A 25,276-nucleotide genomic window follows, 5' to 3' on the forward strand; every position below is an offset into this window, starting at 1 on the left:
GCCCTACGGATTGCCGGCGGTGAAGTTCGGCAAGCCGCCGACGGGCTGGTTGAACTGGTACGGAATCGACTCCACCGCCAGCCCGACATTGCGCTGCACCACGAAATGCAGGTGCGGCGCGGTGCTCCTGCCGGTATTGCCGGAGCGCGCCAGCGGCGTGCCATAGGCCACCTGCTGGCCCTCGCGGACCAGCACCGAGCCGCGCATCAGGTGCAGGTACACGCCCATGGTGCCGTCGTTGTGCAGGATCCTGACGAAATTGCCCGACGGCTGGGTGCCCCGACCGCTCTGCCGGTTCTCCAGCTTGACCACCACCCCGGCCCGCGCGGCGATGATCGGGGTGCCTTCGGGCATGGCGATATCCATGGCGTAACGGCCTTTGGGCCCGTAATGACTGAAGCGACCGTTGGGACCCTGGGTCAGGCGGAACGGCCCGCCGCGCCAGGGCAGCGGGTAGCGGTAGGCCTGGGGACGCAGCGCGGGATCGCCGAGGGCCGTGCGGAAGGTTTCCCGGTAGGTGACTTTCTGCCCGGGGCGCAGGGCACTGAGCCCGGTCAGCGCCACCGTGGCGCGCGGCGCTATCACCCGACGTACCACGCGCGGCCCGGCTTCCCGGGCATTGCCCAGGCGCTCCAGGCGCAGTTCCACCTCCACCGGCGCATACAGCTCGTTGTACACCGAGAAATGCACCCCCTGGGCATGCGGCGTGGTTTGCAGGTGCACCTGGCGTTCGAGTTTCTCGTCCATGCGATCGCGGAACAGCAACGCTCGCGCGCCGGCGATGGGCCGGTCGGAGTAGGTGACGACGCCGAAGGCGTCCCTGCTTTGATAGATGGTCATGGCCAGCGCCGGTCCGGTGGATAACAGCAGTGCGCAGAACAGCAGCAGACGGGATGGCATGACGGACGGCCTTCAGACGATGTTGTTGTTCAGGAACGCCCAGCCGGCCACTGCGAGCACGCCGTGAAAACAGGCCTGCTCGCGGTGGACCGGGGTCGGTCCGGCGAAGGTATGTCGTCGAAGCCTAGCAGCGCGATTTCACGCCAGAGGCCGGGGAAACGGCTTGAGAGGGTTTGGGCCGATCAGCGGTGGCAATTTGCCGCTAAACGGCCATCTTCTTGCCCTGGTGCCATCAGGCGCCGGGGATGTACTGCTTCTGCGCGGTGCCGCGGGCGATCAGGCGCGACAGGTAGTCGAGCTTCTGCGCGTCCTGGTCGACGAAACGGAAGGTCAGTTGCAGCCAGTCGCTGTCCGGCTTCGGCTCCAGCGCCGCGACCGAATGCAGGTAGCCGTTGAGACGAGCCACTTCCGACTGCTCGCCCTGCTCCAGGTCGAGCACGGCACCTTCCAGCACCTGCGGCAGTGCCTCGCTGCGGCGTACCACCAGCGAAGCCTCCTTCAGCGTCAGGGCCTTGATGATGCACGGCTGGTTGCCGCTGGACAGGCGCAGCTGGCCCTGGCCGCGGCCCGTCGGCGTGGCGGGCTGGGTCGGTACCGGCGGGGCGTTGAGCAACGGCTTGGCGGCGGGAGCGGCGGCCGGCGCGCCGGGCGCTGCAGGCTTGGCAGCGCTGGTCAGGGCCGACAGGGAATCGTTTGCGAAGCCGGTCGAAGAACGCGCCGGACCGCCCGCCATCGCCGCCTCCAGCTTGCCGACCTTGGCCAGGGCTTTCTTCACCTTGGTCAGCAGCTGTTCGTTGGTGAACGGCTTGCCGACATAGTCCGAGACGCCAGCCTGGATCGCCTGGACCACGTTTTCCTTGTCGCCACGGCTGGTCACCATGATGAACGGCAGGGCCTTGAGCGCGTCCTGCTGGCGGCACCAGGTGAGCAATTCGAGGCCGGACATCTCCGGCATCTCCCAATCGCACAGGACCATGTCGAAGACGTCCCTGGTCATCAGGGTCTGGGCCTTGCGCCCGTTGACCGCATCTTCGATGACCATGCCGGGGAAATAGTTACGCAGGCATTTCTTTACCAGGTCGCGGATGAACGGCGCATCATCCACAACCAGCACACTGACTTTACTCATCGCCACTCCTTCCTGATCCCGACTAGCATAACGTTGACTGATGGCCATTTGCCAAAACTTCGGTCACGCCGGGACACAACAACAGATTCGTTCGCGGGTGCCTTCTATTGCGCTGCCGCAAACGAAAACGCCCGGCCAAGGCCGGGCGTCAGTTCTCGGGGCAACCTTATTTATCGTCAGATTCGCCCGGAACATTAGGCACTTCGGCACCTTGCACTTCTTCTTTCATGCGCTTGAGGCCGAGGTGGCGCACGTCGGTGCCGCGCACCAGGTAGATCACCAGTTCGGAGATGTTGCGCGCGTGGTCGCCGATCCGCTCCAGCGAACGCAGGGCCCAGATGACGCTGAGGACCCGCGAGATCGAACGCGGGTCTTCCATCATGTAGGTCACCAGCTCGCGCAGGGCGGTCTTGTACTCGCGGTCGATGGTCTTGTCGTACTGGGCCACGGACAGCGCCAGGTCGGCGTCGAAGCGGGCGAAGGCATCCAGCGCGTCGCGGACCATGTTGCGCACCTGGTCGCCGATGTGACGGACCTCGACGTAGCCGCGCGGCGACTCGCCCTCCTCGCACAGCTGGATGGCACGGCGGGCGATCTTGGTCGACTCGTCGCCGATACGCTCCAGGTCGATCACCGACTTGGAGATGCTGATGATCAGGCGCAGGTCGGACGCGGCAGGCTGGCGACGGGCGAGGATGCGCACGCATTCCTCGTCGATGTTGCGCTCCATCTGGTTGATCTGCTCGTCGACTTCGCGCACCTGCTGGGCCAGGCCGGAGTCGGCCTCGATCAGCGCGGTGACCGCGTCGTTGACCTGCTTCTCGACCAGGCCGCCCATGGCCAGGAGGTGGCTGCGCACCTCTTCGAGTTCGGCGTTGAACTGCTGGGAGATGTGATGGGTGAGGCTGTCTTTATCGATCATGCTTTCGCTCCGCGAAGCTGCCGGCTCCAAGCCGCAGGCTTCAAGTCATTCGTGTCTGTCCCGGGCACCGTCTGCTCGCCGCTCGTGGCCGCGCGTGCACCAGTTCCTAGCCGTAGCGACCGGTGATGTAGTCTTCGGTCTGCTTCTTGGCCGGGTTGGTGAACAGGGTATCGGTGTCGCCGAACTCGACCAGTTTGCCCATGTACATGAACGCGGTGTAGTCGGAGACGCGCGCCGCCTGCTGCATGTTGTGGGTCACGATGACGATGGTGTACTTGGATTTCAGCTCGTAGATCAGCTCTTCGACCTTCAGGGTCGAGATCGGGTCGAGTGCCGAGCACGGTTCGTCGAGGAGCAGGACTTCCGGCTCGACGGCGATGGTGCGGGCGATGACCAGACGCTGCTGCTGGCCACCGGACAGGCCCAGCGCCGAGTCGTGCAGACGGTCTTTGACTTCGTCCCACAGGGCGGCGCCCTTCAGGGCCCACTCGACGGCTTCGTCGAGCACGCGCTTCTTGTTGATGCCCTGGATGCGCAGGCCGTAGACCACGTTTTCATAGATGGTCTTGGGGAACGGGTTGGGCTTCTGGAACACCATGCCGACGCGGCGGCGCAGTTCGGCAACGTCTTCGCCCTTGCGATAGATGTTGTTGCCGTACAGGTTGATGGCGCCCTCGACGCGGCAGCCGTCGACCAGGTCGTTCATGCGGTTGAAGGTCCGCAGCAGGGTCGACTTGCCGCAGCCGGACGGGCCGATGAAGGCGGTTACGCGCTGTTTCGGGATGTTCATGCCGACGTCGAACAGGGCTTGTTTGTCGCCGTAGAACAGGCTCAGGCCAGGCACTTCGATGGCCACGGTTTCTTCGGCCAGGCGCAGGCTCTGTTTGTCGCGACCCAGGGCCGACATATCGATGCCGTGGGCGTGGGATTCATGCTGCATGGTCAGACTCCATACGCTATCAATTTCGTTTCATCGCACCGCCCGGCGCAGGGCACGGGCGGCAGTCGCAAAGGGGTGTCGATCAGCTGTCCAGCGCCTTGTACTTCTCGCGCAGGTGGTTGCGGATCCAGACTGCCGAGAGGTTCAGGGTGGCGATCACCAGGACCAGCAGCAGCGCGGTCGCATAGACCAGCGGACGGGCAGCCTCGACGTTCGGGCTCTGGAAGCCGACGTCATAGATATGGAAGCCCAGGTGCATGATCTTCTGGTCCAGGTGCAGGTACGGGTAGTTGCCATCCACCGGCAGCGAAGGCGCCAGTTTCACCACACCCACCAGCATCAGCGGCGCCACTTCGCCGGCGGCACGGGCCACCGCGAGGATCATGCCGGTCATCATCGCCGGACTGGCCATCGGCAGGACGATCTTCCACAGGGTCTCGGCCTTGGTCGCACCCAGGGCCAGCGAGCCCTCGCGCACGGTCCGCGGGATCCGCGCCAGGCCTTCCTCGGTGGCGACGATCACCACCGGTACCGCCAGCAGCGCCAGGGTCAGCGAGGCCCAGAGCAGGCCCGGGGTACCCAGGGTCGGCGCCGGCAGCGCCTCGGGGAAGAACAGGCGGTCGAGCGAGCCACCCAGTACGTAGACGAAGAAGCCCAGGCCGAACACGCCGTAGACGATCGCCGGGACGCCGGCCAGGTTGTTCACCGCGATGCGGATCAGGCGCGTCACCGGGCCCTGGCGGGCGTATTCGCGCAGGTAGACTGCGGCCAGTACGCCGAACGGGGTCACGATCACGGCCATGATCAGGGTCATCATCACGGTACCGAAGATGGCCGGGAAGATACCGCCTTCGGTGTTGGCTTCACGCGGGTCGTCGCTGAGGAATTCCCAGACCTTGGCGAAGTACACGCCCAGCTTGGTGAACAGGCCCATGCCGTTTGGCTGGTAGGCGTGCACCACCTTGCTCAGGTTGATCTCGACTTCGCGGCCGTTGCCGTCACGGGCGACCAGGGCATCGCGAGCGAAGTCCTGGTGCAGGCTGCCCAGACGCTCTTCGATGGCCTTGTAGCGGTTGTTCAGCTCGGCACGCTCGGCTTCGATGTCGGCCTGGGCGGCGGCGTCCAGCCGGCCTTCCAGTTCCAGCTTGCGGCTGTGCAGACGCAGGCGCTCGAGGCCATGGTTGATGGCACCGATATCCTTCTTCTCGAGGTTCTGCAGGTCGCCGGCGAGTTTCTCGGAGCGGGCCAGACGGCTTTGCAGCTCGTTCCAGGCGGCCGCGCCTTCGGCGACCACCTTGCCGTTTTCCTTGACGCTGACCAGGTAGCCGTAGAAGTTGCCCCACTCGCGACGTTCCAGGGCGATCAGATCGGCCGGACGCTGCTGGTCGACCAGCCACTCGCCGACCACCCAGGTGAAGTCGCTGCCGTTCAGGTCACGGTTGCCGACCTTGATCAGCTCGCGGGTCATGAACTCCGGGCCGTCGTCCGGTACCGGCAGGCCAGCACCTTTCAGACGCGCGCGTGGCACTTCTTCCTTCTGCACCACCTCGCCGACCACCACGTGGCTGGGCTGGCCAGGCACGTTGTAGCTGGCCTGGACCAGGTCAGCGGGCCAGAAGTGACCCAGGCCGCGGACGGCGATTACGGCGAGCAGGCCGATGGTCATGATGACCGCGATGGCGACCGAGCCACCGCTGATCCAGACGCCCGGGGCGCCGCTCTTGAACCAGCTGTTGAGGGAATCCTTTTTCACGGATCTCTACCTTCTCTATCAAAGCGACGAGTATTTCTTGCGCAGACGCTGGCGAATCAGCTCGGCCAAGGTGTTCATGATGAACGTGAACATCAGGAGCACCAGCGCAGCAAGGAACAGGACGCGGTAATGGCTGCCGCCGACTTCCGACTCGGGCATTTCCACCGCGACGTTGGCCGCCAGGGTGCGCATGCCTTCGAACAGGTTCAGCTCCATCACCGGCGTGTTGCCGGTGGCCATCAGCACGATCATGGTTTCACCCACGGCACGGCCCATGCCGATCATCAGCGCCGAGAAGATGCCCGGGCTGGCGGTCAGGATGACCACGCGAGTCAGGGTCTGCCATGGCGTGGCGCCCAGCGCCAGCGAACCCAGGGTCAGGCTGCGCGGCACGCTGAACACGGCGTCCTCGGCGATCGAGTAGATGTTCGGAATGACCGCGAAGCCCATGGCGATACCCACTACCAGGGCGTTGCGCTGGTCGTAGGTGATGCCCAGGTCGTTGGTGATCCACAGGCGCATGTCGCCGCCGAAGAACCAGGTTTCCAGGAACGGGCTCATGTACAGGGCGAACCAGCCGGTGACGAGGATCACCGGGATCAGGATCGCGGCTTCCCAGCCATCCGGTACACGCAGGCGGATCGATTCCGGCAGTCGGCTCCAGCTGAAGCCGGCGACCAGGATACCCAGCGGCAGCAGCAGCATCAGGCTGAACACGCCCGGCAGGTGGCCTTCGAGGTACGGCGCGAGGAACAGGCCGGCGAAGAAGCCGAGAATCACCGTCGGCATCGCCTCCATCAGCTCGATCACCGGCTTGACCTTGCGGCGCATGCCCGGTGCCATGAAGTAGGCGGTGTAGATCGCCGCGGCGATGGCCAGCGGAGCGGCCAGGATCATCGCGTAGAAGGCCGCCTTCAGGGTACCGAAGGTCAGCGGCGAGAGGCTCAGCTTGGGCTCGAAGTCGGTGTTCGAAGCGGTCGACTGCCAGACGTATTTAGGCTCGTCGTAGTTCTCGTACCAGACCTTGCTCCACAGCGCGCTGAAGGAGACTTCCGGGTGCGGGTTCTTCAGGGTCAGCGGTTGCAGCTTGTTGCCTTCCTCGATGAACACGCGGTTGGCGCGTGGCGACAGGGCCAGCACGCCCGGACCGTCGACGGCCTGCTCGATCAGCAGGGTGCGGTGCGCGGTGCTGTGGAACACACCGAGCTTGCCGCTGGCGTCCAGGGCGATGAAGCCCTTGCGGCGCTCTTCGGCGTCGATCTGCACGACCGGCGAGTTGCCCATCTTGAAGTCGCGGATGCGCTTCAGGCGTTGTTCGCCATCCGGGTCACGGGCCATGAACCACTGGCTCAGCACACCCTTGGAGTCGCCGACGATCAGCGAGATACCGCCGACCAGCTGGGCGCTGGCGGTGACTTCCGCCTCGCCGTTCTCGGACAGCTTGTAGCGACCGTTGAGGCTCTTGTCGCGCAGGCTGAACACGTCGGCCTGGGCGCGACCGTTGATCACGTACAGCCACTGCTGACGCGGGTCGATGAAGATCGCCTTCACCGCTTCGGTCATCTGCGGCAGTTCGATGCGGCTCTGCTCGCTGGTGACTTCGCCGGTCATCATGTTTTCCGAACGGCTCAGTTGCAGCACCTGCAGGTGCGCGCCGGCGGAACCGGTGAGCAGCAGGGTGTCGCCATTGACGTTCAGGCTCACGTGTTCCAGGGCACGTCCCTGATCGTCCAGGGCGATGGGCGCCTGGCCGTAGGGGAAGTCGATGGCGGGTGTGATGGTTTTCTTGTTGTCCGGGTAGGTGATCTTGTAGGTGTGGTGGAACACCAGCACCTGACCGTTGGACAGGCCCAGGACGATCAGCGGGCTACCCGGCTGGTCGGCACCGATCGACGTCACCTGGACGCCAGCCGGCAGGGGCAGATCGACGCGCTTGATCTCGGCGCCGGTCTTGGTATCGAAGAACAGGGCCTGGCCCTTGTCGGAAACCCGCATGCCGACCAGGTTCTGCTCTTCCAGGGCGATCATCAGCGGCTTGCCCGCGTCCTGTTGCAGCCAGGTTGGCTCCAGGGCCTTCTTGCTGGTCAGGCTCGCACCCTGGAACAGCGGCACGACCACATAGGCCAGGTAGAAGAAGATCAGGGTGATCGCCGCCAGCACGGCAAGCCCGCCTACCAGTACATACCAGCGGGTCAGGCGATCCTTGAGCGCGCGAATGCGGCGCTTGCGTTGCAGTTCGGGCGTATTGAAATCAATCCGCACGGGGGGAGAATTTTGGGTCATTGTGGAGTTGGCCAGATCATTCATGCGCACACCCTAGCGGTCCCGTATGACAGAAACATGACAATGCAGTGACGCAAAAAAGCCCGCCGCTCAGGTCTCCTGGCAGCGGACTGGGAATTTGCAGCGGGGCCCGGCATCCTCCGAGCCCCGCCTGGTCACACTTAGTTCTTGGCTACACCGGCGTTGTGGGTCAGACCCAGGTCAGCCAGGGCTTTCTCAGCCACTTTGGCTGGCAGCGGGATGTAACCGTCCTTCACGACCACTTGCTGGCCGGCCTGCGACAGGACCAGCTTCACGAACTCGGCTTCCAGCGGGGCCAGAGGCTTGTTCGGGGCCTTGTTGACGTAGACGTACAGGAAGCGCGACAGCGGGTAGGTGCCGTTCAGGGCGTTGGCTTCGTTGTCTTCGACGAACTCGCCGCCTTCTTTCTTGGCCAGGGCTACGGTCTTGACGCTGGCGGTCTTGTAACCGATGCCCGAGTAGCCGATGCCGTTCAGCGAGGAGCTGATCGACTGAACAACGGAAGCCGAACCTGGCTGCTCGTTGACGTTAGGCTTGAAGTCGCCTTTGCACAGGGCTTCTTCCTTGAAGTAGCCGTAGGTGCCGGATACCGAGTTGCGACCGAACAGCTGGACTGGCTTGTTGGCCAGGTCGCCGGTCACGCCCAGGTCGCCCCAGGTCTTGACGTCGGCTTTGCCACCGCACAGGCGGGTGGAGGAGAAGATCGCATCGACCTGGGCCATGGTCAGGCCTTTGATCGGGTTGTCCTTGTGAACGAAGACCGCCAGGGCGTCAACGGCAACCGGGATGGCAGTCGGCTTGTAGCCGTACTTCTGCTCGAACGCCTGCAGCTCGACGTCCTTCATCTTGCGGCTCATCGGGCCGAGGTTGGCGGTGCCTTCAGTCAGCGCGGGTGGCGCGGTGGAGGAGCCGGCGGCCTGAATCTGGATGTTCACGTTCGGGTATTCTTTCTTGTACGCCTCAGCCCACAGCGTCATCAGGTTGGCCAGGGTATCGGACCCAACGCTGGAGAGGTTGCCCGACACACCGGTGGTCTTGGTGTAGGTCGGAATAGCTGGGTCAACAGCGGCAACCGCATTGGCGGTGGCAACGCCAGCGGCGACAAAGGTCAGGGCCGCCATCAAACGCTTCAGTTTCATGCCTTGCTCCTAGCAGGAATTCGGGGGTGAGATGGATCGGGCCCAAGTATCTGCAGGCCGTGTGAACACTCTATGACCCGAATATGACAATTAGATGAAAGGCCATCAGTTGCCAGGAGCAGCGGTTCCCGGCGTGCAAAACCTTCCTCTTACGTCGGGAACCCCCTGCCTTTCTTGAACATCAGGTACAGCGGCTCAAGCCCGCTGTCGGCCGGGAAGACCAGCACACAATCGTCGAAACTTGCGTCGCCCGCTGTATCGAGCGATTCCAGCAAAGGTGTCACGGGAATACTGATGTCACTGGCCACTGCCTGCGTTTTCGGTGCGTCATCCAGCGAGAGCTCCGCAACACCTGACACCAGGTCCCATCGCAGATCGAGGGGGGGCCAGCCGCGTACCCTGAGGCTGTGAACCCCGTTGCTCGGCGCTGGATCGATCCCCACGACTTTCACCTGTGCAGGCAAGAGGTCTCCGTGGGTGGGTGTCAGGCATATCTGCTGAACCGTCGTGATCTGCTTCAATCCGACGAACAGCTTGCGGCGAGTGACCGGCGCAGTCCGGGAGAACAGCCGATAAGGCACATCGACCTCGCCTGCGGACCTCGCCAGCTCTTGCCAGTCATGCCCATCGATCGGCATCAGTTCGCTCAGTGGCACGCTCGCGGCGTACCAGTCGCGATCCTTCCAGTGGTCGAAAAAGAACTCGATGATTCCTGAAAAGCTGCGCGGGTGCTCGTTGTCGAGCGAAGTCGTTTGCCAACTGAACTCCGCCACGGCAGAGCGGATGGCTTTTTTCATCTTGCCGAGCTGGCGCAGGTCGATCGTTCTTTCATTCGGCACTATCAGACATGGGCGCAGTTGCGTCGCACGCGCCGAGAGCCGCACGACACACGGAGCCTTTTCCGGCGCTCCGGAAGCCGCAAGCCGATGGACCAGGTGCGCCTCCGCAGCCTCGAACAACGGCATGCAGCGTGCGTGCAACGCTCGGTGGCGTTGATCGGCATCGGCCACGGCAGCCAGGTGGCGATCGCTGGTCTGGGTGACGATCTGGAGAACGCTGGCTTGAATGCCCGGGTCGCGGAACGAGTTGCTGATATTGCGTTCGGCGTCAGACCGGGCGAACTGGACTCTCAGTTTCGGGAACTGCAGAGCATGCATGGCGCGGACCGTCGAAGATTGCGCGGTCTCGAGCGCCGTCATTTCCTCGATATGCGCCTCGATCGAGCGTGCATCCAATGGCTGTGCCTGCCATTGATCCAGCAAGCGTGTGAATTCCAGCAATGCCGCCTGGGCCGATTGCGCTGCGGCATCGATATCGGCAGCGAGTCCCTGGGCCTTGGCCAGATCCTTCGTCGACTCGGCAAGCTTGCGCTCCTCGGGGCTCAGGCGAACGGGCGGTTTTACGGGGACAACGGCAACCGGCTCATCCCTGAAGGCGGAACGGCCATTGGTGTTGTGCCAGCGCTTGACATGAAACGCCACGGCACTGACCGAATGATCATTTCCAGCATCGCGGTCCGGGGGATAGAAAAGCAGGTCGGCACCGAGCGGATGGCCGACAACCTTATCGAAATGATCGATCAGCCGGGCGTGGCTGTCGTTGTCCATTTCAGCGTGCCAGATGGCCGAGACCAGTGCCTTGAATTGGTCTTGGGTGTAGTCGGATAGTTGTGATTTGAATTCCATTTCAAAGTTCCTTTCAAAGTTGAAAAGCCACCATGCATTGACTGCAGGATGGCTGATGAATTTATTTCTTCAAGGCAAAAACGAGGGTCTTCACCTGCATATCCGCTGTGTATTGGAACTCGACCTCTATTCCAGGGAACAATTCATCGTCGTAAACATAAGATGCCCAACCTCCTGTCTGGCCTATAGGTACAGGCATTAACACCGGGCCATGAGAAGCAACTGGCTCGCCGAACAAATCAATTACCACTTGCTGGTCCATGCCTTGGAAAAATATTTCAGGCAACTCGCCTCGATATAATACTAATGCAGGGGGCATAGCTTTTAGCGTGATGAAAAACTCTATGAATAATTTCTCATCCGCCGAAATAACCACTTTCAGACCTTCTTCCGGCTCGAGGTACATCCTGTCTGAATCGGTATAAATCTCTCGAAGCTCCAGATCAGGAATTATCTTGTCTGCCAGGAGATCAGCATATGGTCTGCCGATATAACCAACGATAACTTCCAATTCATCTGCTTTCATTTAACCCAGCCCTGCGTCTTGAAAAGGTCATGAAGTTTCTGGCGGGCAGCCTCAATATCAGACTCTTTTAACCCATACTCCAGAAGCCCTGGCTTGAGAGCATCAACATTTCTATCAACTCCAGCCGTGAGGTCCATTGAATCCTGAATTTGTTTTGTCTTAGTATTTCTACCACCATAGGTTTCGCTGAATTCTCTATGAACTTCCGTCGGGATCGCCATGCTAGGTGCTTTCAAAAGAGCAACCGCCACTTCTCTAGGATCGATCCTCGGAAACTCTCTCCTCAGAAATAGTTCGAGCGCCTTTTTCGAAACAATATGATCAATATCCAACCCATCCTTCATACTATTTCTCCCCAACTCGTTATAAGGCCCGACATCCAGCGGCTCCGAAAAAACCAGACCCGGCGCCGGTAGATCACCTCCTGCGCCGTACCCCGGAATACTGGACCCGATCTCCCCCTCGTCCAGCCCCGGAAGTGTTTCGACTTGTGGTCGGTACGGATCGAGCTCCGCACCTGGATAAGTCCCCGGCAGCACCGGGCTCTGCGGCAGGTCGGTCGCCCCGAGAAGGTCGATGCCTGGAGGTGCCAATGGCGTCCAGGTACGACGGCCGCCCGAGGCGTGCGCCAGGGACTTCGCCGCTTCGAGGGAAATCGGCTCACCCAGTTGCAGCCAGGGTGCAAAAGGCCGGGACTCGGGGCGCACGCCAAAAGCACTGGCGGGGCTGTGCAGGCTCAGTTGATCGAGGTCGTACGGTGCGCTCCCCAGCGCAGCACTCTGCAGGTAACGCACCTCGAACTCGCGACGCTGGCCAACCCAACTGCTTTTCGGCGCATAGGGCGCGAGTCCATTGGCGATACGGTGCTGGTTGACCTCGCTGAAGTCCCCTCCGGGCGCGGCCTCTTCACCAATCGCTCGCCACAGGGCTCGTTCGAAACCGTCGAACGAGGTGAATTCCCTGCCCCGCAACGTGCTTGCAGCCTGTGCCGGGATCGGCGCACCGCCTGCCTGGGTACTGGCCTGCCACCAGCCCGCAACAGCCACTTGCCCGGCTCCGCTGACCACGCCTGTTCCGATCGGCGGCACGTCAAACGAGAAATAGACGGGCGCCCTGCCCGGGATGCAGACGATGCAGTCATTGATCCGACTGTCCGCACCTTCCGGAATCGCGAACGCCTCCGACTCACCCGATAACAGGCCTGATGTGCTCTGGATCTCAGGCCTTGGCAGTTCTGCAGACACCGCATCGGAGGTGAACACCAGATCGCGATCGGTAACCGCACTGCCTTCGGCGCGGTAGGTATTGGTCAGCGGATCGAAAACGGCATTTCTCACCGGAACCCGGGAAGAAATTTCCTCTCCCGTACTGGCGACGATAATGGCGGTCGTTCCTTGATGCGCCTCCAGCTTCACCCGGTAATCGAGGTCCGCCATCTGTCCGGCAGCGGCCAGTGCTTGCAGGTCCTGACCCGGACGCACGCCCATCAGATCAGCCGAAACGCCGATACCCTGAAGTCGTTGGCGTTGCTCTGCCGTCAGTTCCGCGTTACCCGTCGCCGGGACATGAAATATGGCAGCCCACGCAGGATGCTTGAACACCCTGGTCGCTCGCAGCCCGGCAGCACTCAACTCCTGGACCGCGGCCCTGACAAGGCGCTCGATATCCTTGCCCACCTCCTGCACGACTTCGGAGCCACCCCAGGTCAACACCACCCCGCCCGTGGCCGCGCCGAGGGGCATCGTCAGCGAATTGGCCTCGCGTATCCGCTTCAAACGCAGGTTTTCATCAGCCTGCTGCTTGAACTGCACCCGCGCCTCGCGCAATTGCGCGTACTGCTGCTGACGCTCCCATTCCGCTTCGCGGGCCTGCCAGACCAGCTTCTGTTCGGCATGACGAGCCACAAGAGCGCTGGATTGCTCGGTGAGCTGGCGAATGGCTTCGGCCAGCAGTTGTGCCTCGTGCGCCGCGATGTAGGCGGTTTCCCAGGCGTGGTGGCGTTGCAGGAACGACTAGCTCGAGCTCTGCTGCGCCAGATGCGTGGCGTAATCCTGCGCAGAGCGCTGCAGCGGATCCTGCCCGTCGAAGCCCCGGGCCAACTGGGTCTTGCGTTGAAGTTCTGCAGTTTTCGCCGCAATCAGCTCTTCAACGACCCGTCGCTCGCGGGTGATCAGATAAAGCTGCCAGCGTTCGCTGCCGTCACTGGGCACGTATTTGCGCACAGCTTGCAGCTCAGCCTCGAGCGCCTGCCCGACGTTACCCAGATGAGCCGTGTAGTGCTGGTCGATCGTCGTTCGGGTGGCTTGCTGGGTCCGGGAAAAATGTTCGACCCATTGCCGATGAGCGGCAGCCAATTGCGCCTGATGTGCCGCATCGGCTGCGGCCTGCTGCTCGGCACGCTGCCTCGCGAGCGCCTCCGCCCGGGCCTTGGCGCGCTTTTTCGCCCGCTTGCGGCTTGATCCACCGAAGCCACCAGAAAGACCCCCGCCACCTCCGGTGGTGAAGAAGCCCGCGTCGTGTGTTCCCTGCGTCTCAACCGAGCCGTCGCGGATGACCACGTCGCCCGTCGAGTTATCGAATAGTCCGTTATCCATACAAATTCTCCTTGTCTGTATGGCGCAGGGTGTCGGGCAGGCCGCAGGCGGCTGAGGTACATCCTTATGGCAGGGCGGCAGCCATGTGGATCAGCATGTTTCGCAGGCGCCGTTGCAGGGTTGCCCTGCAACGGAATGAGGAGATGTCAGCGTTTGGTTGCCAGCAGATAGAGGCCGACCAGCAGACCGATGGTGCAGATTCCAGCCACATACAACGCCGGCGCCATCGGGCTGAACTTGAGCAACGCGGTCACCACCATCGGGGTCAGGCCGCCGAAAATGGCGTAGGCAACGTTGTAGGAGAACGACAGGCCGCTGAAGCGCACCACCGGCGGGAACGCGCGCACCATGACGTAGGGCACGGCACCGACGATGCCGACGCACAGGCCGGTCAGGGCGTACAGCGGGAACAGCAGGTCCTTGTGCTCGGCAAGGGTGTGATAGAAGGTCCACGACGTGACCAGCAGCGCCAGGCTGCCGCCGACGAACACGCGGCCCGCGCCGAAGCGATCGACCAGCTTGCCGGCGCCGACGCAACCCAGGGTCAGCAGCACGATGGCCAGGCTGTTGGCCTGCAGGGCCACGGTCGGGGTGAAGCCGTAGACGGTCTGCAGCACGGTCGGGGTCATCAGGATGACCACGATGATGCCGGCGGACAGCAACCAGGTCAGCAGCATCGACAGCACGATGGCCCCCCGGTGATCACGCAGCACCGCGCGCAGCGGTACTTCCTCGGCCAGCGCCTTGCGCTGCTGCAGTTCGGCGAACACCGGGGTTTCGTGCAGCCAGCGGCGCAGGTACACCGAGAACAGGCCGAACACGCCGCCCAGCAGGAACGGGATGCGCCAGGCGTAGTCGGCGACTTCCTCGGCGCTGTAGACGCTGTTGATCAGCGTCGCCACCAGCGAGCCAAGGAGGATGCCCGCGGTCAGGCCCGCGGTCAGCGTGCCGCAGGCAAAGCCGGTGTTGCGCGCCGGGACGTGCTCGGACACGAAGACCCAGGCCCCCGGCACCTCGCCACCGATCGCCGCGCCTTGGATCACGCGCATCAGCAGGAGCAGGATCGGCGCGGCCATGCCGATCTGCGCGTAGGTCGGCAGCAGGCCCATGATCAGGGTCGGCACGGCCATCATGAAGATGCTCAGGGTGAACATCTTCTTGCGCCCCAGCAGGTCGCCGAAGTGGGCCATGACGATCCCCCCCAGCGGCCGCGCCAGGTAACCCGCGGCGAAGATCCCGAAGGTCTGCATCAGGCGCAGCCACTCCGGCATGTCCGCCGGGAAGAACAACTTGCCGACCACGGTGGCGAAGAACACGAAAATGATGAAATCGTAGAACTCCAGCGCGCCACCGAGGGCGGACAGCGACAGGGTCTTGTAGTCGTTGCGGGTCAGCGGCCGGGCCGGCTGTTCGAGGCTGGAGGGAACCGATGTCATTGAGGCTTCTCTTATTGGAAGGTCCAGGCCTGGCAGCAAGGGTGGCGAACGGCCTGTAGGAACCCCGAACGATAACAAATTGTCCGAAAGCGACACAGATCTACATATTCCGCGCAGATAATCGTGGCTGCACGGTCGTCGGTGTCTGCGAGGCTCTATATACTGGCCTCTGGTAGATCCCGGTTGAGTCAAAGGTGGGATATTGTGCGAAAACGCTGCCACGTATGCTTGGTCGGTTTCGCAGAGTTTCCCTGCGCCGCCTTTCGAAGCGAACAGAGTGTGCTGGATCGCTTTCTGCGGCGTTACTGCGTCAACCAACGAAGCATCACGGGTCAGAGGCACCCCCGGCATGATTGAACTCGAACAAGAAGATCCGATCCCGCAAGGCGACCTGGCCTTGCAGATCACCGCACTTCCCCGCGAAACCAACGGTTTCGGCGATATCTTCGGCGGCTGGCTGGTCGCCCAGATGGACCTGGCGGGCACCGCCATGGCCAGCCGCGTCGCTGGCGGCCGGGTCGCCACCGTGGCGATCGATCGCATGGCCTTCCTCGTCCCGGTAGCGGTCGGCGCGCAATTGTCCTTCTATACCCAGACCCTGGAAATCGGCCGCAGCTCGATCCAGATGATGGTCGAGGTGTGGAGCGACGATCCGCTGTCCAGTGAATGGCGCAAGGTCACCGAAGCAGTCTTCGTCTTCGTCGCCATCGACGGCAGTGGCCGCACCCGCTCGGTGCCGCCTCGTCGCTGAGCCGGGTGCGCGGTAAACTCGTTGAATCGCGAAAGGTCCAACCCTTACGTCACTTCATCGAGATCAGCGCATGTCCACACCCAAGGTCGAATCGGAACAACACGGCGAACTCAACTGCTGGCGCATTACCAGCGACAACGCCGAGCTGCTGGTGGCCCAGCAGGGTGCGCAGGTGCTGAGCTACCAGCGACTGGGCGAACCACCCCTCCTCTGGCTGAGCGACCAGGCCCTGTTCAACCACGGCAAGTCGGTGCGCGCCGGCGTACCGGTGTGCTGGCCGTGGTTCGGCAACCTGCAGCGCAACCCGGAGGCTGTCCGTCAGCAGTTCAAGGGCAGCGAGGCGCCGGCCCATGGCCTGGTGCGCGGGCGTGACTGGCAGCTTCTGGGCATCGACAGCAGCGGCGATGCCGTGCAGTTGTCGTTCACCCTCCCGGACACTCAGGGCGACCTGCCCGGCTGGCCACATCAGGTCGAGCTGACCCTCGATATCCGCATGGGCGAGCACCTGAGCCTTGACCTCACCAGCCGCAACCAGGGCAACGACCACGTCACCCTGAGCCAGGCGCTGCACAGCTATTTCGCGGTCAGCGACGTACGCTCGGTCAGCGTCGAAGGCGTAAAGGGGCGCGACTACATCGAGACCCTGGCGGACTGGGAGCAGCGCAGCCAAGTCGCCGACCTGACCTTCAGCGGCGAGACCGACCGCATCTACCTGGATACCCCTGCCGAACTGGCCATTGTCGATCCGGCGTGGAATCGCCGCATTCGCATCGCCTCCCGCGGCTCACGCAGTGCAGTGATCTGGAACCCGTGGGTCGCGCGGGCCGCCGAGTTGCCGGACATGGCCGACGACGGCTGGCAGCGGATGCTGTGCATCGAGACGGCGAATGTCTGGGACGACATCGTGGAGCTGGCACCGGGGGCCAGCCATACCCTGGGCCTGACCCTGTCCAGCGAGCGAATCTGAGGTCCGCGTAGTGTTATAGGTCCGCGTCTTCCACCACCCGCACGTTCGCCGCATCCAGCGCGTAGGCGGCGTCAGCCATGTCGTTGCTGACCTTCTCGATCTTCAGCGTGCCGCTGACCCACATCGGCGTGTAGATATCCGCCAGCTTCACTCCCTTGGGATAGCGCACCAGCACCAGCTGGTTCGGCGGCGGCGGCGGTACGTGGATGCACGCGCCCGGATAGGGTACGAGGAAGAACAGCGTGCTGTTGCCCTTGCCGTCGGCCTCGAGGGGCACCGGATAACCGCCAAGACGGATCGACTTGCCGTTCATCGCCGCCACCGTGTGCGTCGAGTACATCACCGCCGGCAGGCCCTTGCTCTGCTTGAGGCCGCCCTTGGCGTCAAAGGTGCCCATGGCTTCCGGGGAGTTGTGGTCGATTTCCGGCATCGCTTCCAGCGCTTTCTGATCCGACTTGGGCATCAGTTCCAGCCAGTCGGTCTCGGGCAGTTCGGCCCAGGCGAGAGTGCTGCACAGCAGCAGGGGAATGAGGAATAACGCACGCATGAAAAATGCTCGGCAACCGTAAGAAAGTTGCCGAGCATTCTATCCCGCCATCAGCTTTTTTTGATCAGGCCGTAGATCACCAACAGGATGATCGCGCCCACCAACGCCCCGAGGAAACCGGCCACCTGGCCCGCCTGATAGATACCCAGGGCCTGGCCGCCGTAAGTCGCCGCCAGCGAGCCGCCGATACCCAGCAGGATGGTCATGATCCAGCCCATGCTGTCGTCGCCGGGCTTGAGAAAGCGCGCCAGCAGACCGACGATCAGGCCGATGAAGATGGTTCCGATGATACCCATGGCAATCCCTCTGATGATGAACACCACCAAAGCCTAGTCAGCGCTTTGGCGTCCTGCCATCAGAGGGTTGCCGGCGGGAGAGGTTCAGTTCAACCCGCGATCAGGGCTTCGACCTGCTGGATCTTCTGCTCCAGGGTGGCCGTGTCTGCGCAGCGCAGGGTGGCGTGACCCACCTTGCGCCCGACCTTGAAGGCCTTGCCGTAGTGGTGCAGATGGCAGTCGTCGATGGCGACGACTTTATCCACAGGCGGGACTTCACCGATGAAGTTGAGCATGGCGCTTTCGCCGACCTTGCGCGTCGAACCCAGCGGCAGGCCGGCCACGGCACGCAGATGGTTCTCGAACTGGCTGCACTCGGCGCCTTCGATGGTCCAGTGCCCGGAGTTGTGCACGCGCGGGGCGATTTCGTTGGCTTTCAGGCCGCCATCGACTTCGAAGAATTCGAACGCCAGGACGCCGACGTAATCCAGCTTTTCCAGGACCCGTCCGGCGTAGTCTTCAGCCAGTGCCTGCAGCGGATGCTCGCTGCTCGCCACCGACAGACGCAGGATGCCGCTCTCGTGGGTGTTGTGCACCAGCGGGTAGAAGCGGGTTTCGCCATCGCGGGCACGCACGGCGACCAGCGAGACTTCGCCGCTGAACGGCACGAAGCCTTCCAGCAGGCACGGCACGCTGCCCAGCTCGGCGAAGGTGTCGACCACATCGGCCTGGCTGCGCAGGACTTTCTGGCCCTTGCCGTCGTAACCCAGAGTGCGGGTCTTCAGCACGGCCGGCAGGCCGATGCTGGCCACGGCGTTGTCCAGGTCGGCTTGCGACTGGATATCGGCGAAAGCCGGGGTGGGAATGCCCAGGTCCTTGAACATGCTCTTTTCGAACCAGCGATCACGCGCGATGCGCAAGGCTTCCGCGCTCGGGTAGACCGGCACGAACTGCGAAAGGAAGGCCACGGTCTCGGCCGGCACGCTTTCGAACTCGAAAGTCACCAGGTCGACTTCGTCGGCCAGCTGGCGCAGGTGGTCCTGGTCGCCGTAATCGGCGCGCAGATGCTCGCCCAGCGGGGCCGCGCAAGCGTCCGGAGCCGGGTCGAGGAAGGCGAAATTCATGCCCAGCGGAGTGCCCGCCAGGGCCAGCATGCGGCCGAGCTGGCCACCACCGATTACACCGATCTTCATGCGAGTGACCTCAGGCCTGACGCGGATCTGGATTGTCCAGAACGCTGTCTGTCTGCTCTGTGCGGAACTGCTTCAGCACCGTGTGGAACTGCGGGTGCTTGGCGCCGAGGATGCTCGCCGAGAGCAGCGCGGCGTTGATCGCACCGGCCTTGCCAATCGCCAGGGTCGCCACCGGGATACCGGCCGGCATCTGCACGATGGACAGCAGCGAGTCGACACCAGACAGCATCGACGACTGCACCGGAACCCCCAGCACCGGCAGGTGGGTCTTGGCCGCACACATGCCCGGCAGGTGCGCAGCGCCGCCGGCGCCGGCGATGATCACCTCGATGCCGCGGCCTTCGGCCTCTTCGGCGTACTGGAACAGCAGGTCCGGTGTCCGGTGGGCGGAAACCACCTTCACTTCGTAGGGAATGCCGAGTTTTTCCAGCATATCGGCGGTGTGGCTAAGGGTGGACCAATCGGACTTGGAGCCCATGATCACGCCAACCAGTGCACTCATCGTCGAGCCTCTCCTGTAAGCGCCTTGCGGCGCACCAAAAGCAACGAGCCACGCAGGTAGACCGGCGTGGCTCGTCATAAGATTCTGAATCGACCGACCCGGTCGAAGGCGCGGGATTATAGCGCAGTCGAGGGCAAGGCGCCCAGCCCCGTTGGTAAGGCGGGCGCAAACCCCGCTGAGAGGCTTCCAGATGCTCTGGGACCGGGCCCGGGGGCTACTGTCAGCCACCCGACCCACACGTCAAGGACGAACTCATGCGCAAACACCTTCGTACCACGCTGCCGCTGGCCATCGCCGCGCTGTTCCACACCACCTTCGTCGGTGCCGACCACCGCAGCCTGACCGTCTGGGTATTTGCCCACGACGAGCTGGCTGAACTGTCCAACGAACAACTGAAGGCGGATTACTTCGACGACTGGCTGAACGAGATGCGCCAGATCGCCAACATCCCCATCGAGCTGCGCTTCAGGCGCCAGGCACCCGGCCTGACCGACCTCGACTACCGCAGCATGGACGGCCTGAAGGCGCTGTCCGCATGGGCGGACGCCAGCGGCGCCTGGCGCCGGCAGCAGAACAGCCCTGGCGGCATGAGCCGCTACCTGCTGCTGGTCCGCGACCCGCTGGACGACAGCGGCACCACGCTGGGCCTCGCCCACCAGACCGGCAGCGCCGCCATCGCCTCGATCCGCTCCTACGCCACCCCGGGCCATGAGCTGGGCCACACCCTCAGTGCCACTCACGAGGCTTCCGAAGTGCTGTTCAACGGCTGGTTCTGCGAAACCTACATGTTCCCGACCCGCCTCAGTGTCCGCTCCAACTGCTACCGCTACTCGCAGACCAATCGCGAACACATCGCCACCTACCTCAAGCGCCTGCAGCATTGATCGTGGTCGCGTCCTGCCGTCCCGACTCCAGCTTGCGCCACAGCAAACGCACATTCGCCTTGCGCACCAGTGCGCAGCGGTACAGGCGGATCTCCAGTGGCACATGCCACTGGGGCCCGCCACACACCACCAGCTCGCCCCGCTCCAGCTCGGCGCGTGCCGACAGGCGCGGCACCCAGGCAATGCCCAGGCCTTCCAGGGCCATGCTTTTCAGACTGTCGGCCATGGCGGTTTCATAGACAGTGGTGAAACGCAGGTTGCGCTGACGCAACAGCAGGTTCACCGAGCGCCCGAGAAACGCGCCGGCGCTGTAGGCCAGCAGCGGCACGCTGCCCTCGCCTTCCAGATCGAACAGCGGCTTGCCGTCGGCACCCGCGGCACACACCGGCAACATCTCGGTATGGCCCAAGTGCAGCGACGGGAAAATCTCCGCATCCATCTGCAGGGCCGCATCCGGGTCATAGAAGGCCAGCATCAGATCGCAGCCGCCTTCACGCAACGCATGCACCGCATCGCCGACGTTGGTCGCCACCAGGCGGGTGGCGATGTTCAGGCCGTCGTTGCGCAGCTGGGCGATCCAGCGCGGAAAGAAGCCGAGGGCCAGCGAGTGTGCCGCGGCGACCTGGATCACCTCGCCCTGCCCGCCTTCAAGATGATGCAAATGGCGGAGAACTTCGCTCAACTGGTCGACAACGGTACGGGCGGTGACGAGAAACAACTGCCCCGCCGCGGTCAGCTCGATGGGCGTGCGCGAGCGGTTGACCAGGGTCAGCCCGAGTGCCGCTTCCAGGCTGCGGATACGCCGGCTGAAGGCCGGCTGGGTGACGAAGCGGCGCTCGGCGGCCTGGGAGAAACTGCGGGTCGCGGCCAGCGCACTGAAGTCTTCCAGCCATTTGCTTTCAAGGTTCATCGGAATCTCTCCAAAAAGCGCGCACCAAAATGGCACACGCTCGAATGCGAAAGAACGTCACATGGGACGTTATGCCGTTTGTGCATAGGTTAGCGTGCAACAGCATTGGCCGCAAAACGGCTTCCGCCCCTACGATTGGCGACATTCCGGCACATGCCGGGTTATTTCGAGATGATACTCATCATGTCCGCTGCTGCATCGTTCCGCGTTGAAAAAGACCTGCTTGGCACCCTGGAAGTCCCTGCCGATGCCTACTACGGCATCCAGACCCTGCGCGCCGCCAACAACTTCCACCTCTCCGGTGTTCCGCTGTCGCACTACCCGAAGCTGGTCGTGGCCCTGGCCATGGTCAAGCAGGCCGCTGCCGACGCCAACCGTGAGCTGGGTCACCTGAGCGATGCCAAGCACGCCGCCATCAGCGAGGCCTGCGCCCGCCTGATCCGCGGTGACTTCCACGAGCAGTTCGTGGTGGACATGATCCAGGGCGGTGCTGGTACCTCTACCAACATGAACGCCAACGAAGTGATCGCCAACATCGCGCTGGAGGCCATGGGCCACCAGAAAGGCGAGTACAAGCACCTGCACCCGAACAACGACGTGAACATGGCGCAGTCGACCAACGACGCCTACCCGACCGCGATCCGCCTGGGTCTGCTGCTGGGTCACGACGCACTGCTGGCCAGCCTCGACAGCCTGATCCAGGCGTTCGCTGCCAAGGGTGAAGAATTCAGCCACGTACTGAAGATGGGTCGTACCCAGCTGCAGGACGCGGTCCCGATGACCCTGGGCCAGGAATTCCGTGCCTTCGCCACCACCCTGACCGAAGACCTGAACCGCCTGCGCACCCTGGCGCCGGAAGTGCTGACCGAAGTCAACCTGGGCGGTACCGCCATCGGCACCGGCATCAACGCCGACCCGGGCTACCAGGCCCTGGCCGTGCAGCGCCTGGCCACCATCAGCGGCCAGCCGCTGGTTCCGGCCGCTGACCTGATCGAAGCCACCTCGGACATGGGCGCCTTCGTCCTGTTCTCCGGCATGCTCAAGCGCACCGCGGTCAAACTGTCGAAGATCTGCAACGACCTGCGCCTGCTGTCCAGCGGCCCGCGCACCGGCATCAACGAGATCAACCTGCCGGCCCGCCAGCCAGGCAGCTCGATCATGCCAGGCAAGGTCAACCCGGTTATCCCGGAGGCCGTCAACCAGGTGGCCTTCGCCATCATGGGCAACGACCTGGCCCTGACCGTCGCTGCCGAAGGCGGCCAGCTGCAACTGAACGTCATGGAACCGCTGATCGCCTACAAGATCTTCGACTCCATCCGTCTGCTGCAGCGCGCCATGGACATGCTGCGCGAGCACTGCATCGTCGGCATCACCGCCAACGAACAGCGCTGCCGTGAACTGGTCGAACACTCGATCGGCCTGGTCACCGCCCTGAACCCTTACATCGGCTACGAAAACGCCACCCGTATCGCCCGCATTGCCCTGGAAAGCGGCCGCGGTGTACTGGAACTGGTGCGCGAGGAAGGCCTGCTGGACGAAGCGATGCTCAACGACATCCTGCGTCCGGAAAACATGATCGCTCCGCGTCTGGTTCCGCTGAAAGCGTAACCCCACGCAACAACCGTCTCACCAGGTCGAGGGACTAGACACCTCTCACCTTTCGAGGGCCCAGGCTTACACCCGGGCCCTTTTTTTATGCTCGCGAAACACCTCGCTACGCGAATCGTCTTACAGCCTTTCTCCGGATGTCGTACTGTGCCCGGCTACGAACAAGACCGACCATGGAGAATGGCGCATGACTTCGGCGTCCCCCCGCCCCGCCCGCAGCATCATGGTGCTGTATACCGGCGGCACCATCGGCATGCAGACCGGTGCCAATGGCCTGACCCCCGCTTCCGGCTTCGAGCAGCGCATGCGCGCCGGGTTATCCACAAGGACCGACCTGGCTCCCTGGCGCTTTCGCGAGATGGCACCGCTGATCGACAGCGCCAACATGACTCCGCAGTACTGGTTGCGCCTGCGCACGGCGATCAGCGAAGCGGTGGATGCCGGCTGCGACGCGGTGCTGGTCCTGCACGGTACCGATACCCTGGCCTACAGCGCGGCGGCCATGAGCTTCCAGTTGCTCGGGCTGGATGCGCCCGTGCTGTTCACCGGTTCGATGCTGCCGGTGGGTGCGGACGACAGTGATGCCTGGGAAAACCTCACCGGTGCACTGCAAACGCTGACCACAGGCCAGCCGTCCGGGGTGCAGCTGTTCTTCCATGGCGAGTTGCTGCCGCCACACCGTACCGCCAAGGTCCGCAGCTTCGGTCGCCATCCTTTCATTGCCCTGCAGCGCAACGCTACGGCGAACGAAACTCCCACGCGACCTGCCGCGCTGGACTATCGCCAATCGCGCCAGGCTGTGGATATCGCCGTATTACCGCTGGTTCCGGGCTTTTCCGCCGAGCTGTTGCGCGCAGTTATCCACAGCGGTGCGCGGGGTCTTGTGCTGGAATGCTTCGGCAGCGGCACCGGTCCCAGTGACAACGCGGATTTCCTTGCCGCCCTCGAACAAGCGCATGCCCGCGACATCGTGGTCATCGCCATCACCCAATGCCACGAAGGCGGCGTCGAGCTGGACATCTACGAGGCCGGAAGCCGTCTGCGCCAGGCCGGTGTGCTGTCCGGTGGCGGCATGACCCGGGAAGCCGCGCTAGGCAAATTGCAATTGCTGCTCGGCAGCGCCCTGCCAGTCGAGGAAGTACGCCGCCTGGTTGAAGTGGACCTGGCCGGCGAGCTGCGCTGAAGGCATGCAATTTGCTCGTTTCCCGCACAGCCCATCAGCCCGGTATCGAGCATGCTGCACTCTCACCTGACGACCCTGCACGCGGTTTCCCTGGTCCTGCAGACCTTTCAGGACCAGGGGCTGACCGACGATGCACTGCTGCAGGGCAGTGGCATCCGCACGGCCGACCTGGGCCGCGCCGACTCACGCATCACCACCCGCCAGGAGATGCAGGTGTGCGCCAACGCGGTGGCCCGGCGACACGACATCGGCCTGGAACTGGGCCGGCGCATGCACGTTTCGTCCTACGGCATGCTCGGCTATGCCCTACTGTCCAGTGCCACCTTAGGTGACGCTTTGCATCTGGCACTGCGCTACCCCGCGCTGCTGGGAACACTTTTCCACCTGCGCCTGATCGAGGACGGCGAGCGGATCTGGTTCAGCGCCAGCGATTACCGCGAAGAACCGCAGTTGGCGGCGTTCAACGCCGAGTTCTGCCTGGTCTCGCTGAAAGTCATCTGCGATGACCTGCTGGGTCGTCCGCTGCCGCTGCTGGGCGCGCGCTTCGCCCATGCCGAACCGGACTACCACCCCAAGTACGGCGAGACCTTCACCTGCCCGTTGCGTTTCGATGCCGACGACAACGCCTTCGCCTTCGATCGCGCCTGGCTGGAGCAGCCGTTGCCCCTCGCCGACCTGGTGACGCATCGGGCGATGGCCGAGCGCTGCCGGCAGTTGAACCTGGAGTTCACCGGGCGCCAGGCCTGGCTCGGCAGGATCCGCCAGGCACTCGCCGACCAGCTGGAGACGCCGCCGGGACTGGAAGGCCTGGCGCGGCAGATGAACTGCTCGTCGCGGACCCTGCGCCGGCACCTGGGCGAAATGGGCAGCAGCTACCAGCAACTGCTCGACGAGCTACGCTTCGAACGGGCCAAGCAGTTGCTCGCCGAGGGGCAGATGCCGATCTACCGGATCGCCGAGGTGCTGGGGTTCAGCGAAACGGCCAGTTTCCGCCATGCGTTCATGCGCTGGAGTGGCGTGGCGCCGAGTCATTTCAGGGCCTGACCCTGGCCATTTCGATCCCCTTTTGGCCGTTTGCGCCGTTCTGCTTCACCGCGTCGCCCCGCACCATTCGGGAAATACGCCAGT

Annotated in this window: 23 protein-coding genes; 6 read left to right on the forward strand and 17 right to left on the reverse strand. The window is 63.4% G+C overall.

Translation table 11 applies throughout. The features are described from left to right. Window positions 1-3: 3 nt before the first annotated feature. The 12 genes from RTI28_RS19060 to RTI28_RS19115 form a co-directional block, all read right to left on the reverse strand. Window positions 4-900: a peptidoglycan DD-metalloendopeptidase family protein gene (locus RTI28_RS19060; RefSeq protein ID WP_316921892.1), complete on the reverse strand. Its 897-nt coding sequence runs from the start codon at window positions 898-900 to the stop codon at window positions 4-6. Between the two features lie 232 nt (window positions 901-1,132). Further along, window positions 1,133-2,029: a response regulator gene (locus RTI28_RS19065; RefSeq protein ID WP_316921893.1), complete on the reverse strand. Its 897-nt coding sequence runs from the start codon at window positions 2,027-2,029 to the stop codon at window positions 1,133-1,135. A 166-nt stretch (window positions 2,030-2,195) separates the two neighbouring features. Further along, complete coding sequence (gene phoU, locus RTI28_RS19070) at window positions 2,196-2,951, reverse strand: phosphate signaling complex protein PhoU (protein ID WP_042121589.1); 756 nt, start codon at window positions 2,949-2,951, stop codon at window positions 2,196-2,198. Between the two features lie 106 nt (window positions 2,952-3,057). Continuing rightward, entirely contained in the window at window positions 3,058-3,891 is an 834-nt protein-coding gene (gene pstB, locus RTI28_RS19075) for a phosphate ABC transporter ATP-binding protein PstB (RefSeq protein ID WP_042121590.1), read from the reverse strand. A gap of 82 nt (window positions 3,892-3,973) precedes the next feature. Then, entirely contained in the window at window positions 3,974-5,644 is a 1,671-nt protein-coding gene (gene pstA, locus RTI28_RS19080) for a phosphate ABC transporter permease PstA (RefSeq protein WP_316921894.1), read from the reverse strand. An 18-nt stretch (window positions 5,645-5,662) separates the two neighbouring features. Continuing rightward, the gene (locus RTI28_RS19085) at window positions 5,663-7,951 is read right to left on the reverse strand and encodes an ABC transporter permease subunit (RefSeq protein WP_316921895.1); all 2,289 of its coding nucleotides are present in this window, start codon (window positions 7,949-7,951) and stop codon (window positions 5,663-5,665) included. A 137-nt stretch (window positions 7,952-8,088) separates the two neighbouring features. Then, window positions 8,089-9,087: a phosphate ABC transporter substrate-binding protein PstS gene (locus RTI28_RS19090; protein WP_042121593.1), complete on the reverse strand. Its 999-nt coding sequence runs from the start codon at window positions 9,085-9,087 to the stop codon at window positions 8,089-8,091. 149 nt (window positions 9,088-9,236) lie between these two features. Further along, window positions 9,237-10,772: a bacteriocin immunity protein gene (locus RTI28_RS19095; RefSeq protein WP_316921896.1), complete on the reverse strand. Its 1,536-nt coding sequence runs from the start codon at window positions 10,770-10,772 to the stop codon at window positions 9,237-9,239. A gap of 61 nt (window positions 10,773-10,833) precedes the next feature. Continuing rightward, window positions 10,834-11,298 (reverse strand): DUF6392 family protein, encoded by a 465-nt coding sequence (locus tag RTI28_RS19100; protein WP_316921897.1) that lies wholly within the window; start codon window positions 11,296-11,298, stop codon window positions 10,834-10,836. Then, a complete protein-coding gene (locus RTI28_RS19105) occupies window positions 11,295-13,202 on the reverse strand; it encodes an S-type pyocin domain-containing protein (RefSeq protein WP_316921898.1) in 1,908 nt (635 codons plus the stop codon). The genes RTI28_RS19100 and RTI28_RS19105 overlap by 4 nt, the downstream gene beginning before the upstream one ends. A 108-nt stretch (window positions 13,203-13,310) precedes the next feature. After that, entirely contained in the window at window positions 13,311-13,892 is a 582-nt protein-coding gene (locus tag RTI28_RS19110; protein WP_316921899.1) for a hypothetical protein, read from the reverse strand. Window positions 13,893-14,038: 146 nt separating this feature from the next. Continuing rightward, complete coding sequence (locus RTI28_RS19115) at window positions 14,039-15,328, reverse strand: MFS transporter (RefSeq protein ID WP_316921900.1); 1,290 nt, start codon at window positions 15,326-15,328, stop codon at window positions 14,039-14,041. Window positions 15,329-15,677: 349 nt separating this feature from the next. Between RTI28_RS19115 and RTI28_RS19120 the strand changes: the two genes are divergently transcribed. Both RTI28_RS19120 and RTI28_RS19125 read left to right on the forward strand, forming a co-directional pair. Beyond that, window positions 15,678-16,079 carry an acyl-CoA thioesterase gene (locus tag RTI28_RS19120; RefSeq protein ID WP_009402429.1) on the forward strand — a complete coding sequence of 134 codons (402 nt, stop codon included), beginning with the start codon at window positions 15,678-15,680 and terminating at the stop codon, window positions 16,077-16,079. 70 nt (window positions 16,080-16,149) lie between these two features. Beyond that, complete coding sequence (locus tag RTI28_RS19125; protein ID WP_316921901.1) at window positions 16,150-17,046, forward strand: D-hexose-6-phosphate mutarotase; 897 nt, start codon at window positions 16,150-16,152, stop codon at window positions 17,044-17,046. A gap of 13 nt (window positions 17,047-17,059) precedes the next feature. Here RTI28_RS19125 and RTI28_RS19130 read toward each other — a convergent pair whose 3' ends face one another. The 4 genes from RTI28_RS19130 to purE form a co-directional block, all read right to left on the reverse strand. Next, on the reverse strand, window positions 17,060-17,593 hold the full coding sequence (locus RTI28_RS19130) for a DUF3299 domain-containing protein (RefSeq protein WP_316921902.1): 534 nt from the start codon (window positions 17,591-17,593) through the stop codon (window positions 17,060-17,062). Between the two features lie 50 nt (window positions 17,594-17,643). After that, complete coding sequence (locus tag RTI28_RS19135) at window positions 17,644-17,889, reverse strand: GlsB/YeaQ/YmgE family stress response membrane protein (protein WP_042121597.1); 246 nt, start codon at window positions 17,887-17,889, stop codon at window positions 17,644-17,646. 89 nt (window positions 17,890-17,978) lie between these two features. Next, on the reverse strand, window positions 17,979-19,061 hold the full coding sequence (locus RTI28_RS19140; protein WP_316921903.1) for a 5-(carboxyamino)imidazole ribonucleotide synthase: 1,083 nt from the start codon (window positions 19,059-19,061) through the stop codon (window positions 17,979-17,981). A 10-nt stretch (window positions 19,062-19,071) separates the two neighbouring features. After that, the gene (gene purE / locus RTI28_RS19145) at window positions 19,072-19,563 is read right to left on the reverse strand and encodes a 5-(carboxyamino)imidazole ribonucleotide mutase (protein ID WP_042121599.1); all 492 of its coding nucleotides are present in this window, start codon (window positions 19,561-19,563) and stop codon (window positions 19,072-19,074) included. 254 nt (window positions 19,564-19,817) lie between these two features. Here purE and RTI28_RS19150 point away from each other — a divergent pair, with 254 nt between their 5' ends. Continuing rightward, window positions 19,818-20,447, forward strand: coding sequence for a hypothetical protein (locus RTI28_RS19150; protein WP_316921904.1), 630 nt, complete (start codon window positions 19,818-19,820; stop codon window positions 20,445-20,447). Here RTI28_RS19150 and RTI28_RS19155 read toward each other — a convergent pair. Beyond that, on the reverse strand, window positions 20,428-21,357 hold the full coding sequence (locus RTI28_RS19155; RefSeq protein ID WP_316921905.1) for a LysR substrate-binding domain-containing protein: 930 nt from the start codon (window positions 21,355-21,357) through the stop codon (window positions 20,428-20,430). The genes RTI28_RS19150 and RTI28_RS19155 overlap by 20 nt on opposite strands. Before the next feature lie 183 nt (window positions 21,358-21,540). On the opposite strand from RTI28_RS19155, the gene aspA reads away from it, so the two are divergent. The 3 genes from aspA to RTI28_RS19170 all read left to right on the forward strand — a co-directional run bounded on the left by aspA (window position 21,541) and on the right by RTI28_RS19170 (window position 25,192). Further along, complete coding sequence (aspA, locus tag RTI28_RS19160) at window positions 21,541-22,965, forward strand: aspartate ammonia-lyase (protein ID WP_316921906.1); 1,425 nt, start codon at window positions 21,541-21,543, stop codon at window positions 22,963-22,965. 187 nt (window positions 22,966-23,152) lie between these two features. Then, window positions 23,153-24,148, forward strand: coding sequence for an asparaginase (locus RTI28_RS19165; protein WP_316921907.1), 996 nt, complete (start codon window positions 23,153-23,155; stop codon window positions 24,146-24,148). 51 nt (window positions 24,149-24,199) lie between these two features. Further along, window positions 24,200-25,192 carry an AraC family transcriptional regulator gene (locus RTI28_RS19170; protein ID WP_316921908.1) on the forward strand — a complete coding sequence of 331 codons (993 nt, stop codon included), beginning with the start codon at window positions 24,200-24,202 and terminating at the stop codon, window positions 25,190-25,192. The last annotated feature ends 84 nt before the right edge of the window (window positions 25,193-25,276 follow it).

The organism is Pseudomonas sp. zfem002 (assembly GCF_032621685.1).
Classification (GTDB): domain Bacteria; phylum Pseudomonadota; class Gammaproteobacteria; order Pseudomonadales; family Pseudomonadaceae; genus Aquipseudomonas; species Aquipseudomonas japonica.